Below are 13,561 nucleotides of genomic sequence, written 5' to 3'. Positions count from 1 at the left end.
GCCTAATTTACAAATTGAATTTAGAATTAATTTGGAAGACCATCATTAAGAATCATGGCATAATATTTGGAGTATGGCTGCTACAAAATATAAAATCGATTAATTCAAACCACTAAATCTTACCAATAGCAATATGGAAAATAACATCACCAACAACGAGCCGGGTTTCAATCATCGGGTTACAGAAATGTCTACGTTATCTCAGGTTTTAGAAAAATTACGTTTGAAAAAACTTGATAATGAATTCAGATGGACAGAGGAAGGGTTCAATGCCGGAAAGGGTAAAAGTTATGATGCTCAGGAATTGACGATTATTAAAACTTACCGTTTTGAAGGTGAATCTGATCCTGCTGACTCATCTATTCTATATATTATTGAAGCCAATGATGGTTTAACCGGTTACAGTCTGGATACCTACGGCGTTTACAGCGACCACGGCGGGGAAGAAGGCTACGATAATTTTATCAGACTGATCCCGATCTCCGATCGTGATGAGCAATTGATTTTTGAAGTATAAAAAATAAACACAAAATATAATGGGATCAGGATCAGATTGCTGAATTCTGATTTTAAATATTCAGGACGGGAAAATTTATATGGGACCAAATGGTGCGTATAAGTTTTCCCGTTTGTTATGTTATCATAAAATTAACTGTATTCAGCCCCAGGATTTTTCGCGCTTTAATTTTAATGATTAATTTCGGCACATGTCCTAAACTTAATCTTTAAAGTCTGATATGAGGTCAATCTGCATTGGTGTTTTTTCGTTGTTTTTATGTTTGCAAAATTTTTCTGTCTCTGCGCAATCGAAAGTTAAAAAAACGGTTTTTGTAATCGTTGATGGTATTTCTGCGGATGCGCTGGAAAGTGTTGCAAAACCAAATCTTGATGTCATTTCAAAAGTGGGGGGATATACCCATGCACATGTTGGAGGGGATAAAAACGCGTATTCCCAAACGCCGACAATTTCCGCGGTAGGTTATAACAGTTTGCTGACAGGCACCTGGGTTAACAAACATAATGTCAGGGATAACGACATCAAGGATCCGAATTATAATTACTGGACTATTTTCAGATTTTTCAAAGAACAATATCCACACAAACGAAGTGCTGTCTTTTCTTCATGGCTGGATAACCGTACGAAACTTGTCGGCGACGGTCTGCCTCAGACTGATAAGTTAAGAACTGACTTTCCATTTGATGGATTTGAGCTGGATACCATTCACTTTCCGCATGACAAGCTGAAAGCATACATGCACCAGATTGATGAAAAAGTTGTAGACGAGGCTGCCAGAACAATAAAAAATAATGCACCGGATCTTTCATGGGTTTATCTGGAATATACCGATGATATGGGCCATCGTTATGGCGATAGTGATCAGTTTCATGACGCTATAAAAATGATGGATAACCAGATGGGACGTTTATGGGAGGCGGTTAAATACCGTGAGAAAAATTTTGGTGAAGACTGGCTGATTGTGATTACTACGGATCATGGCCGTGATCCAAAAACCGGGAAAGGCCACGGCGGACAATCTGATCGTGAAAGAAGTACCTGGATCGTTACCAACGCCAAAGACTTGAACGAAAATTTTAAATCTAACCCGGGCATTGTTGATATTATGCCTACCATTGCCCGTCATATGGATGTGAATTTCCCAAAAGAACAGGCTTTTGAAGTTGATGGAATCTCTTTAACCGGAAAAATATCCATTATGAACCCGGCTGCTAAAAAGGAAGCCGGTAAAATAAATGTAACCTGGAAATCAGCTGATAAAGAAGGAACAGTAAAAATCTGGCTGACAACGACAAATCATTTTGAAAAAGGTGAAAGAGATCTTTATTATTTGATGGATGAAGTGCCGGTTACCGGCGAAAAGATTGATCTTGATATCTCAAAAATACCTTCTAAATTTTACAAGATAGTATTGGAAGGAAAATACAATAACGCGAACCGTTGGGTTGTGGAGTGAAAATTATTTAATTTTACCGAACAATCGGTAAAGTGAATGATTATGGCTGTAACAAAAGTTGTCCCGGAAGATGTAGACCGAAAGTTATCCGAAGTTTTTACAAACTTTGGATACGACGGTGCTTCTATGGAATTATTGTCGCAGGCTACGGGCTTGAAAAAAGCAAGTCTTTATCATCGTTTTCCTGGTGGAAAAAGGGATATGGCTGCGCATGTTTTAAAAAAGGTGGAGCTCTGGTTTCAGCAAAATGTTCAGGATGTGATTGAACATGAAAATCTGCCTGTTGAAGAAAGACTCGAAAAAGCTTTATTGGCTATCAGTAATTTATTTGAAGACGGAGCAAAAAACTGTTCTCTCCGTATGTTATCTGCCTGCTCAGAAACTCCTTATTTTCAAGAAACCATTGCCAGTTGTTTCACTATTTTGAGCAACAGTTTCGCCAAAGTGGCTGTTGAAAACGGTATGGAAGAAAGTCTTGCCAAAACAAAAGCACAAGAGGCAGTTATCAATATACAGGGTTCGCTGGTGCTGTCAAGAGCGATGAAAGATAATAACATTTTTCAGACCAGTATCGCCGGAATCCCACATCTTCTTGGGTTATCGTAAAATAAAAATATTAAAAAATTTTTATTTTACCGATCGTTCGGTAAATTTGTTTGTTATTTCATTCAATCTATTTCTTAGGGCAATTATTACAAACAAATTTTATCTTCGCCTTTTGAAATTTTATGAGTAACCAATAAGCTAATATTTTAATCAATCGAGTTCGGAAATGAAGATTAATAAAGAATTGAACCGGGTGGTAATTACAGGCCTCGGGGCTTTAACACCAATCGGAAACAACGTAGATGATTTTTGGAAATCATTGATTAACGGTGTTAGTGGTTCAGCGAATATTACAAAATTTGATACTACACATTTTAAAACAAAATTTGCCTGCGAGCTTAAAGGTATTAACGCGCAGGATTTTTTTGAGAGAAATGAAGCCAGAAAATACGATCCTTTCACACAATATGCATTAATAGCTGTCGAGGAAGCTGTTAAAAATGCAAATATCAATTTTGAAACTTTAAACAGAAACAGGATAGGTGTGATCTGGGGAAGTGGCAACGGCGGTATCCAGACATTCCAGGAGCAGGTTTCAGAATTTGCAAAAGGAAACGGGACACCACGTTTCAATCCATATTTTATTCCAAAGATGATTGTAGATATCGCCTCCGGGGTTATTTCTATTAAATATGGTCTGCGTGGCCCGAATTTCACGACGGTTTCGGCCTGTGCGAGTTCCAATACGGCCATTATCGATGCATTTAATTATATCCGTTGGGGAAAAGCAGACATGATCATCACCGGCGGATCAGAGGCACCTATCAACGAGACTTCGATTGGTGGTTTTAACGCCTCGAAAGCTTTGTCAACTTTTAATGAAGATCCTGCAAAAGCTTCACGTCCGTTTGATATAAACCGTGATGGTTTTGTGATGGGTGAAGGGGCGGGAGCGTTGGTCCTGGAAAGTTATGAGCATGCTGTTAGACGTGGTGCCCCCATTTTAGGTGAAGTAGTTGGCGGTGGAATGGCAGCCGACGCCTACCACCTTACCGGTACGCATCCGGAAGGGGAAGGTGCCTATCTGGGAATTCTGGAAGCACTTGCTGAGGCTAATTTGCAGCCAGGCGAAATAGATTATCTTAACGTTCACGCCACGTCGACGCCGATGGGTGATGCAAGCGAGTTGAAATCCGTTGAGAGAGTTTTTGGTTTTAATTCCGGTATGAATATCAGTGCAACCAAGTCGATGACCGGTCACTTGCTTGGTGGTGCAGGAGCTGTTGAGGCTATTGCCTGTATTATGGCTACGATCCACGATATCGTTCCGCCTACAATAAATACTGTGGAAATTGAGCCTGAGCTTGAAGGAAAATTTAATCTTACGCTGGGCACGGCGCAGAAAAGAACGGTTAATTATGCCATGAGTAACACATTCGGTTTTGGTGGACATATAGCCACTAGTGTTTTCAAAAAATTTGTAGAATAACGTAATCAAATACCAGATTTAGTTACCAGAGAAAATGAATGTTCGGATGCAGAATTCTTCCCTGCCCGGCATTCATTTTTTGGTTTTGAGATAGTTCATCTATGCTTTTTTTGGTAAAAATTCCTTCATAACATTCTTATTATGAGTGTATTGTATATTTATTTTGGTATCAGTAATTGTAAAATAGATTAATTTAAAGCGCATGTAGTAACTCTTTGTTACAGGTATTATTTACCATATTGGCATAATTTTTTCTGTGGAATAAGAAATGTTTTTTACACCTTCTAATTATTATCACATGAAAAAATTATCATTAACTCTAATGATGCTTTGCGCAGTTACTACATTTACATTTGCGCAATCTTTTAGTTTTGGTCCGAAAGTCGGAGTCAATGTCAGCAATTACACAGGAGGAAATATTGAATCGGATGCGCTTGTAGGTTTTCATCTGGGCGGGATTCTACAATTTGGAATAGGTCAGCATTTTGCAATTCAGCCGGAGGTACTTTTTTCAACGCAAGGTGCAAAATTAAATAACGGTAATCTGGATGGTGTAAAGTACAAGACAAATTATGTAGGAGTTCCGGTCATGTTTAAGTTAAAAACAACAGGTGGATTTTATATCGAAGCAGGTCCGCAATTTTCATTTCGCACAAGTGAGGATATACCAAATCAGACATTCGATCACTTCGCAAAAAATCTTGATCTGGCAGCAGCGGCAGGTCTGGGTTATCAATCACCGATAGGACTTGGCATTGGTGCCCGTTACATTGCAGGTTTGTCAAAAGTTGGAGATTTCTCGGGAAACAATATTGATCCAAATTTTAAAAGCAGCGTAATCCAGGTAAGTTTGTTCTGGGCAATTCCAGTGATCAAGTAAACAAAGGATATTAATTTTTGTACTAAAAGTGGGCACTTTGTCCACTTTTTTGTTTTAGACAGGGCCGGTTTTTTTTGCAGAGTGTATGAAAAATAAAAAGCCTTGACATCATCAAGGCCCTTTTGCTCATTTTAACCCTCCTCTACACTTGTAAAATAAGTAATGTAAAAGTAGAGCAGTATTTTTAATAAACAAAGAAAAACATAGAATTAATATTACAAATTAGTAAAATTAATTCTATGTTAATCGTGAATATGCACCTCTCAGCGGGTATCATTCACTTGATTCTTGTTCGTTATCTGATTTCGACTCCCACAGGTTGCCAATATTATTATTGACCGGTTAATAAAAAATTTTAAAAATTTAACAATTGTATAACCGGTGGTATGATATTTTCATCCGAATGTTTAATACCAAGAATAAATTCGACGTTAAGAGAGCTGTTATAAGGGGTGAACTTGAACATAAAACCTTATATCATGATGTTTAATCCTAAGTACATTAAAGACGATTGGGTAAAAAAACGTGGCAGTAGCCAGTTAATGCAAATTGAAGAATATCAAACAGAAATGACAGAGGGGGTGACAATGGGGTGGGGGATAAAAACCGCACCAAGAAAATACAATGGTAAGGTTTGGTGCAGCTGGGTTAATAAAAATAACGCGCTGGTTACTGAACCTTTTAATGAAGCAGATCTGGAACCGGTAAAATGGCCCGAGGCCACGATGAAGGTTAAGCAATAGGTAAAATTTTAATGTAATTATATCAGTAAATACTTTAATTTAAGGTGTTTACTGATATAATTACATTAACCTAAATGTTTGGCTTCATGCGTATATATTTTAACGTTGCCGTTTTCATCGTTTTACTTGCCAATATTGCATTGGCGGAGGGAGCAAAAACACTGGCCATAGGTTCGGCTGCACCTGACTTTCATCTTAAAGGTGTTGATGACAAGATTTACTCTTTGAAAAGTTTTGCAGAATCTCCTGTTCTGGCTATCGTATTTTCATGCAACCATTGTCCCACAGCGCAAGCTTATGAGGACAGGATCAAAGCGCTGGCCACTGAATTTAAGGCTCAGAAAGTAGCCGTGGTTGTTATATCTTCCAATGATCCCAAAGCAATCAGGCTGGATGAGCTGGGTTACACAGATATGAGCGACACATTCAACGAAATGAAGTTACGGGCCAAGGACAAAGGATATAATTTTCCATATCTGTATGATGGAGATGATCAGGCCACCGCGCTCGCTTATGGACCCGTTGCTACTCCACATATTTTTATTTTTGACAAAGAACGTAAGCTTCGTTACAATGGCAGAATTGACGATGTTGAAAAACCGACCGGAACGCCAAAAAACAAAGATGCATACAATGCCATTCAGGAATTAGTAAGTAACAAACCAGTGAGCGTGCCTACAACCAAGACCTTTGGCTGTTCCATGAAATGGATTACCAAAGAGCATGGCGTTCAGGATGAGGAGGCGGCCTGGGCGAAAGAACCCGTAAGTATTGAGACGATCGATGAAGCTGGTCTGAAAGAACTCATTTCAAATAAAACGGATAAACTCCGGCTAATTAATGTCTGGGCAACCTGGTGTGGCCCTTGCGTAACCGAATTTCCGGATTTCATGCAGATGCATCATATGTACCGAAACCGCGATTTTGAATTTGTTTCTGTGAGCGCGGACAATCCTGACAAAAAGGAAAAGGCGCTTAAATTTCTTCAGGGAAAGCGGGCTTCAAACAAAAACTACATTTTTAGTATAGAAGATAAATACAAATTGATCGAGTCGATTGACCCCAACTGGCAGGGAGCATTGCCTTACACTATTCTGGTGGAGCCAGGTGGGAAAATAGTATATGCGAAGCAGGGGCCAATTGATCCAAAAATGATGAAAAGGACAATTGTTGAGAACAAATATATCGGTCGTTTTTACTGAAATAATCTAATTTGTTAATCAAAATTGAAAGCCGCTTCGAAAGCGGCTTTTTTTATTTTTTAAAATTAAATTTCAAAAAAATAATACCTAAACCTTTTATCGTACGAAAATTTTCCTACCTTTGAAATGTGATCAGTAAATAACTTTTTTTTATGGAGCCAACTAAATCGGAGTTAGAAATATTGCAAGTGTTGTGGCAGCATGGACCGTCGACAGTTCGTTTTGTTAATGACAAATTAAATGAAGAGAAACGGGCCGTTCAATATTCCTCCACTTTGAAGCTCATGCAGATCATGGCTGAAAAGGGTATTGTGAAACGTGACGAAACCAGCATGAAACATGTGTACAGTCCGGCAGAGGAAGAAGACAAGACAAAAAATGTTTTGCTGAAAAAATTTGTGGATACGATGTACAAAGGTTCTGCAAGCAGCTTGGTCATGCAGCTTTTTGGTAACAAATATTCTTCGCAGGAGGACTTACAGGAAATCAGGGATTTTCTGAAAAAATTGGATTAGCAACCGAAGTTTAACTTATTAGCCATGAAATTTTTCATTCAGGATTCCGGATTTATTTCTGTAATTATTCAGTCTATATGCCGCACATTGCTCCATTCTGTCTGGCAGGGACTCATTCTTGCAGTGGTTACAGGGATTATTTTAGCGAGTACCAGAAAGTCAAAACCGGCACTGCGCTACAATCTTTTGTCGCTCTCTCTTTTGGTATTTGTAATAGCCGCCACCTTTACATTTTATAAAGCATTTGATCAGCAAACGAAGATTAAATCAGCTTCCTCCGCAATCACTTTTGAAACAGTTAACCCATCGCCGCCTTTACTGAAAACATCTTTTCAACCACTTAGGAAACTCACAAATCCAGAAAATATTGAACGATTTCTAGATCATTTCCTGAAAGAAAACGCAACAATTCTGGTGGCAATCTGGCTTTTGATTTTTAGTTTAAAATCACTGAAAGCGTTGGGTGGACTTTTATATATCAATCAACTCAAATGCGGGCAAAACGTAGTTCCGGATCAGGTTTGGATAAGGTCGATAAAAAAATTGGCTGCCAAACTTAATTTACATAAAAGCATACAACTGCTGGAATCCGAAAAGGTTTTAGTGCCAATGGTAGCCGGGATTTTAAAACCAGTAATTTTCGTTCCCGTCGGGTTTTTTATCCATCTGCCAGCTACACAGATTGAAGCAATTTTACTTCACGAACTTGCTCATATAAAACGCAGGGATTATGTCGTAAATCTGATCCAGAATTTTTGTGAAAATATATTCTTTTTCAACCTTGCCGTACTTTGGATTTCATCTTTGATCAGGGAAGAAAGAGAACATTGCTGCGATGAAATTGCAATATCTGCGATGGAAAACCGGACTTCCTTTATTGAGGCACTGCTGTCATATCAGGAATATAAATTATCCGATCAGTCGCTCGCTATGGCATTTCCCGGAAAGCGGAATTTCCTGCTTGATAGAATAAAACGCATTATCTATAAACATAATAAACCGTTAAACGCCATGGAAAAAATATTTGTAACAGCCAGTTTAATTACTGCCACTTTGATGACTGCCGCTTTCTCGACAGCCGTAAAAAAGGATATTGAATTGCTTAAACCGAAGCTGGAAAGAGTTTTAGAAGTTACCCGGCCTACATCCACTTCGCTTCCGGTTAGCAGGGAAGATACTTTGCCCAAGAATCACCAGAGCCGTGTTCATATTGAATCTGGTAACAGCTCGATTGAGACAACAAAAAATAACCAACGTTATCAGATAGAAAATGTCAACGGGAAAATTACTTCATTAAAAATAGACGGACAGCAAATTTCGGATGACAAAATCTCAGCTTATAAAGATGAAATTGATGAGATTATGCTAGACATAAAAAAGGCTCACGAAGAGGCAGAGATTGCCAGAGGGGAGGCGGATAAATCAAGAGCGCAGGCGGAAGTGTTGAGAAAGGAAGCGGATGCGCATAGAAAAGAGGCTGAAAAAATGAGAGAATCTGCTGAAAAAATGCGTTCGGAGGCAGAGCAGTTCCGTCTTGTAGCCGATGCAAGTAGAAAACAGGCAGACGAAGCCAGGAAATCCGGTGAGGCAAACAGACTTGAAGGTGATAAACTAAGAGAGGCTGCGGGGAAATTAAGGGAAGAGGCGGAAGTTATTCGTCTGAACGCTGATAATATTAGAAAAGGTGCTGACGAAGTCAGGAAGCAGGCCGACATTTCAAGAAAGGAAGCAGATAAGTCCAGAGTGGTTTATGAGAAAATACAGAGCGGGCTTATTGAAGATTTGACGAAAGAAGGTGTGATAAAAAGCAATTCAGATCTTTCTTATAAATTGAATAGTGAAGAACTGATTGTAAACGGAGTTAAACAGCCTGCGTCATTACATCAGAAAATGAAGGCTAAATATGTACAGGGGCCGGGCTGGGAAATGGTTTATAATTTCAATAAGAAAACAGGTGTTGTTATTATAAAATAAGAAAATGGATTTACGTTTCATGTAGTTGAAATTCCGGAATTTGAAAAGTTATCATTACAAATGCCTGCCAGAAAATAATTTTGGCAGGCATTATTATTTTATTATGCTCTGTGCAGTAAAATACAGATTGATGTTGTTTTTAATAAGACAATATCCCGAACCGTTGCCTTATGTACAGAAGAACCTTTATAAAAAATACCGGACTGATCACTGCGCTTGGAATGGTAGCTCCTGAAACATTTGCCTTTTCAGAATCTAAAAATAAACTTCCGAAATGGAAAGGTTTTAATCTGCTCGATTTTTTCTCGCCTGATCCTAAACCAGATCGACGTCTTACAGCAGAAGAGCATTTTAAATGGATGCATGACTGGGGTTTTGATTTTGTCAGGTTGCCGATGGCCTATCCTTCTTATATCAAATTTGACAGGAGCAAAAATATTACGGCGGCTGAGGTATATAACATTGATGAGCAAGCTGTTGAAAAAGTTGAAAAACTGGTTTTTCTCGCACATAAATATAAAATGCACGTTAGTCTGAATCTTCACCGAGCTCCCGGCTATTGCGTGAATGCGGGTTTTCATGAACCTTACAACCTTTGGACGGATCAGGAAGCGTTGGATGCATTTTGCTTTCACTGGAATATGTGGGCCAAACGGTTTAAAAATACTTCTTCAAAACGCATCAGTTTTGATTTGTTGAACGAGCCAAGTTTGCGTGAGGATATGAACGATCAGCTTTCCAAAAGAAGCTCGGTCCCGGGTGCGGTTTATCGGAAAGTGGCGATTGCAGCTTCTGATGCGATCAGAAAGGAAAATCCAAAACACTTAATCATTGCAGATGGAAATGATGTCGGATCAAGCGTGATTCCTGAAATTGCTGATCTTGATATTGGCCAGAGTTGTCGAGGATATCATCCGGGAATTATTTCCCATTACAAAGCACCCTGGGCAAACAAAGATCCGGAACATTTGCCAGAGCCAAAATGGCCAGGACAGGTGGGGAATCAATATTTAAGTCGGGAAATGTTGGAAAAATATTATAAACCGTGGATTGATCTTGTAAATCAGGGAGTAGGTGTGCATTGCGGTGAGTGTGGAAGCTGGAATAAAACCCCGCACGATGTGTTTCTGGCCTGGTTTGGAGATGTGCTGGATATTTTAACGAGTAATGGAATTGGTTTTTCGCTCTGGGAATTTATAGGCGATTTCGGCGTATTGGATTCTAAACGGACGGATGTGGCTTATGAAGATTTTCACGGCCATAAGCTGGACAGAAAGTTATTGAATTTGATGTTGAAATATTAAAAAGGCTGTCGGCTATCAGTAATCAGCGTTTTTTACGTAAAGCTTATTGCTGATAGCCGACGAATTGTCAATAAAAGAATTGTTCAGATACGATCTGACCGTTTTCAATTTTGTATAACATAATCTGATTAAGCTGTATTCTTCCGAAGCCCGTTAGCGTAATATCGGTTTCTCTTCCCACTGCAAAATGATCTCCGCCAACCACGGGCTCAGTGGTTTTTGCACCGTGAAAACCTTCAATTTTTGCAATAAAATCTTCCCCTTTTTTTCGAACCGCAGCACGCCCTTCTGCATATTTCAGGTAGGGAGAATTTTCCGGGTCTATACTTTTAATATCATCCGAAAAAAGCTCATCCTGAATTTCAAACCATTTTTCCTGTTTCGCAAGTTCATTGAAACGAGCTGCAATTTCCTCCGTTGTTCTGCCGGTTGCTGACATAGCCATTTTATCCTTAGTTTAGATCTTATAGAATTTATTCACTGAATTTAGAACTTCCAAATTGAATTCTGGTAATATTGTTATGAATTGACCATTAAAATACAAAAACAAAATTATTGCAGGAGTATTTATAACAGCAGGTGCAGAATGGACTTTGTTAAGGGGTGTTTTGGCCAAATTTCTCACATAGAAATATGTATTAATTTTACGATTACATTTATTTACACAATAATTTTTTCAAAATCCCAACACATTGTTCCAATTCATCAATTGTTGATGAAGCAAAACCTAACCGTGTTGCATTTCGAATAATGTCTGAAGTATTGTTTTCTGATCCGTCTGAGAAAAATAATTCTTTTTGTAAAGCTTTATTCGCCAAATCTTTAAGGTTGATCTGTTTATCAAATTCTGTCCATACAGCCATTCCGCCATCTGGTTTTTGAAAATGAAGATGGTCACCTAATTCCGTTTTCAGAAGATCACAAAAATAATCTCTTCTGCTGCGATATGTTCTTAAAGATTTACGAAGGTGACGCTGAATAATGCCGTTTTGTAATAACTCAGCTATGGCATTTTCGAGCATCGTATCTCCCTGACGGTCAATAATCCTGCGCAGCTGTGCCAGATAGCTGATTACATTTTCAGATCCTACCAGATAACCAACCCTGAAAGCAGGTGAAATAGCTTTCGTAAAGGAGCCGCAATATAAAACCATCCCAGAACGGTCTGCGCCTGCAAGCGGGAGCAAGGGTTTGCTTAAATAGTGAAAGTCATAATCATAGTCATCCTCGAAAATAATAAATCCATACTTTTCTGACAGATTTAGCAAGTTCATCCTGCGGTCGGCGCGCAGGGCTACGGTGGTTGGATAATGGTGATGCGAAGTTACGTAAACCATCCTGATCGCTTGTTTCTGGCAGATTTTCTCCAGATATTCTACGTCAATACCAAATTCATCAACCGGGATTTTTATCACATTTGCACCGGCCTGCAAAAAATTGACAGACGCGCTGGACCAGCTCAGTTCTCCCAAAATCACGGAATCGCCTTTTTTGAGCAGTGCGGTACTGGCAAGATAAAGTCCCATTACAGTCCCGCGAGTGATCAGAATGTTTTCTGATGAGGTTTTTAGTCCTCTTGATTCATTTAAATATGCCGACAACTCTTTTCTCAGCCAATACGATCCGGCCGTATCACCATAGCCAAGTTTCTGATAAGAATTTCCGGTTAAAAGTTGGGTGCGGTACGCACGTGACAGATCTTCCAAAGGAGCAAGTCTGGGATCCGGGAAACCATCATCCAGATGCAGTCTTATATTATTTTTAATTACCGGTCTTTTTAAATGGGGTTTTTGGTCAAATACAAAACCTGATATCTTACTTGAATCATTTTTTTCAAAGGGCTTGTCCAGAGCAGCTTGCAACCTTATTTCGGGGAAATGGGCCGCGACAAAAGTGCCGTTTCCAATTCTGCTTTCCAGCCAGCCCTGAGCCAGCAATTCTTCATAGGCTCGGACAACCGTTTTACGATGTATGCTTAAAGTTTCAGCCAATTGTCTGCTGCTGGGCAACTGGTATCCGGCTTGTAAAAATCCATTTCTGATTAATTCCATCAACTGATTGGCAATCTGTATGTAAACTGGATGTCTGGAATTTTTATCTGTCGTTATCAGAGAAGAAAGTGGCTGCATGAGTGGACTACCAAATTTATTATAATTGGATGATAACAGTAATCCAATTATCCGACAAATTTGTAAAAAAACAAAATATGTCAGCACCGAAATCTAAAATTATTCCGAGCCGTTCGGCAAAACGGGCTCATTTTGATCCTGAATCCATTTATCCGATTCTTGATGAAGCACTTTTTTGTACCATTAGTTATGCGGTTGATAATCAGCCGTTTTCAATTCCTACTTCTTTTGTCCGCTATGAAAATAAAATCTACATTCATGGATCCGTGGGAAGTCATTTTATGAGGGAAATTGAAAAAGGAATTCCGGTTTGCATAACGGTTATGCTTGTCGACGCACTTGTGGTAGCAAAATCAGCTTTCAGCCATTCGGTAAATTACAGATCAGTAGTCATATTTGCGCAAGCCGAAGTAATAGATAATATAGAATTGAAAATCGCATCGTTTGAATGGCTGACAAATAAGATTGTTCCGGGAAGCTGGGATTATCTTCGTCCGGTAAAGTTAAATGAAGTAAAGAAAACTACCGCGCTGGCCTTTGCATTGGATGAGGCGTCTGCCAAAATAAGGACCGGTATGCCAATTGATGAAGAGGAAGATCAGGATTTGCCAATTTGGTCTGGCCTTATACCTTTAAAAACAAGTCGTTTGAAGCCATTGAGCGATAGTTCCAGTGAAAATATTCCATTGCCGGAGCATCTGCTCCAACCAGAATAGTCAGGCCGCAAGCACTATTCGAATACGTTCATCAGGGTCCTTCACCGGATCTTGGTGGACGTTTTATTTTGACTGAATCCAAATGCGGTA

Annotated in this window: 13 protein-coding genes; 11 read left to right on the top strand and 2 right to left on the bottom strand. The window is 39.2% G+C overall.

Annotation, left to right across the window (positions count from 1 at the left end):
• The first annotated feature begins 133 nt into the window (after window positions 1-133).
• The 10 genes from LXL81_RS08525 (at window position 134) to LXL81_RS08480 (ending at window position 10,626) form a co-directional block, all read left to right on the top strand.
• Window positions 134-517, top strand: coding sequence for a hypothetical protein (locus tag LXL81_RS08525; RefSeq protein WP_234646306.1), 384 nt, complete (start codon window positions 134-136; stop codon window positions 515-517).
• A 220-nt stretch (window positions 518-737) separates the two neighbouring features.
• A complete protein-coding gene (locus tag LXL81_RS08520; RefSeq protein ID WP_234646305.1) occupies window positions 738-1,973 on the top strand; it encodes an alkaline phosphatase family protein in 1,236 nt (411 codons plus the stop codon).
• A gap of 42 nt (window positions 1,974-2,015) precedes the next feature.
• Window positions 2,016-2,579, top strand: coding sequence for a TetR/AcrR family transcriptional regulator (locus LXL81_RS08515; protein ID WP_234646304.1), 564 nt, complete (start codon window positions 2,016-2,018; stop codon window positions 2,577-2,579).
• Window positions 2,580-2,745: 166 nt separating this feature from the next.
• Window positions 2,746-4,008, top strand: a complete 1,263-nt coding sequence (fabF, locus tag LXL81_RS08510; protein WP_234646303.1) for a beta-ketoacyl-ACP synthase II — start codon at window positions 2,746-2,748, stop codon at window positions 4,006-4,008.
• Between the two features lie 298 nt (window positions 4,009-4,306).
• Window positions 4,307-4,888 (top strand): porin family protein, encoded by a 582-nt coding sequence (locus LXL81_RS08505; RefSeq protein WP_234646302.1) that lies wholly within the window; start codon window positions 4,307-4,309, stop codon window positions 4,886-4,888.
• Between the two features lie 479 nt (window positions 4,889-5,367).
• Window positions 5,368-5,631 (top strand): hypothetical protein, encoded by a 264-nt coding sequence (locus LXL81_RS08500; protein ID WP_234646301.1) that lies wholly within the window; start codon window positions 5,368-5,370, stop codon window positions 5,629-5,631.
• Window positions 5,632-5,717: 86 nt separating this feature from the next.
• On the top strand, window positions 5,718-6,833 hold the full coding sequence (locus tag LXL81_RS08495) for a redoxin domain-containing protein (protein ID WP_234646300.1): 1,116 nt from the start codon (window positions 5,718-5,720) through the stop codon (window positions 6,831-6,833).
• A 152-nt stretch (window positions 6,834-6,985) separates the two neighbouring features.
• Window positions 6,986-7,348 carry a BlaI/MecI/CopY family transcriptional regulator gene (locus LXL81_RS08490; RefSeq protein WP_234646299.1) on the top strand — a complete coding sequence of 121 codons (363 nt, stop codon included), beginning with the start codon at window positions 6,986-6,988 and terminating at the stop codon, window positions 7,346-7,348.
• 24 nt (window positions 7,349-7,372) lie between these two features.
• The gene (locus tag LXL81_RS08485) at window positions 7,373-9,322 is read left to right on the top strand and encodes a M56 family metallopeptidase (RefSeq protein ID WP_234646298.1); all 1,950 of its coding nucleotides are present in this window, start codon (window positions 7,373-7,375) and stop codon (window positions 9,320-9,322) included.
• Between the two features lie 170 nt (window positions 9,323-9,492).
• A complete protein-coding gene (locus LXL81_RS08480; protein ID WP_234646297.1) occupies window positions 9,493-10,626 on the top strand; it encodes a glycoside hydrolase family 5 protein in 1,134 nt (377 codons plus the stop codon).
• A 67-nt stretch (window positions 10,627-10,693) separates the two neighbouring features.
• On the opposite strand, the gene LXL81_RS08475 is transcribed toward LXL81_RS08480, so the two are convergent.
• Both LXL81_RS08475 and LXL81_RS08470 read right to left on the bottom strand, forming a co-directional pair.
• Window positions 10,694-11,071: a nuclear transport factor 2 family protein gene (locus LXL81_RS08475; RefSeq protein WP_234646296.1), complete on the bottom strand. Its 378-nt coding sequence runs from the start codon at window positions 11,069-11,071 to the stop codon at window positions 10,694-10,696.
• A gap of 211 nt (window positions 11,072-11,282) precedes the next feature.
• Window positions 11,283-12,755 (bottom strand): PLP-dependent aminotransferase family protein, encoded by a 1,473-nt coding sequence (locus tag LXL81_RS08470; RefSeq protein ID WP_234646295.1) that lies wholly within the window; start codon window positions 12,753-12,755, stop codon window positions 11,283-11,285.
• 77 nt (window positions 12,756-12,832) lie between these two features.
• On the opposite strand from LXL81_RS08470, the gene LXL81_RS08465 reads away from it, so the two are divergent.
• Window positions 12,833-13,471, top strand: coding sequence for a pyridoxamine 5'-phosphate oxidase family protein (locus tag LXL81_RS08465; protein ID WP_234646294.1), 639 nt, complete (start codon window positions 12,833-12,835; stop codon window positions 13,469-13,471).
• Window positions 13,472-13,561 lie beyond the last annotated feature (90 nt).

Source organism: Dyadobacter sp. CY356 (genome assembly GCF_021440195.1).
In the GTDB taxonomy this organism is placed as follows: domain Bacteria; phylum Bacteroidota; class Bacteroidia; order Cytophagales; family Spirosomataceae; genus Dyadobacter.
Note: the sequence above shows the minus strand (reverse complement) of the source record. Positions and strands in the feature narration are given on the sequence as shown.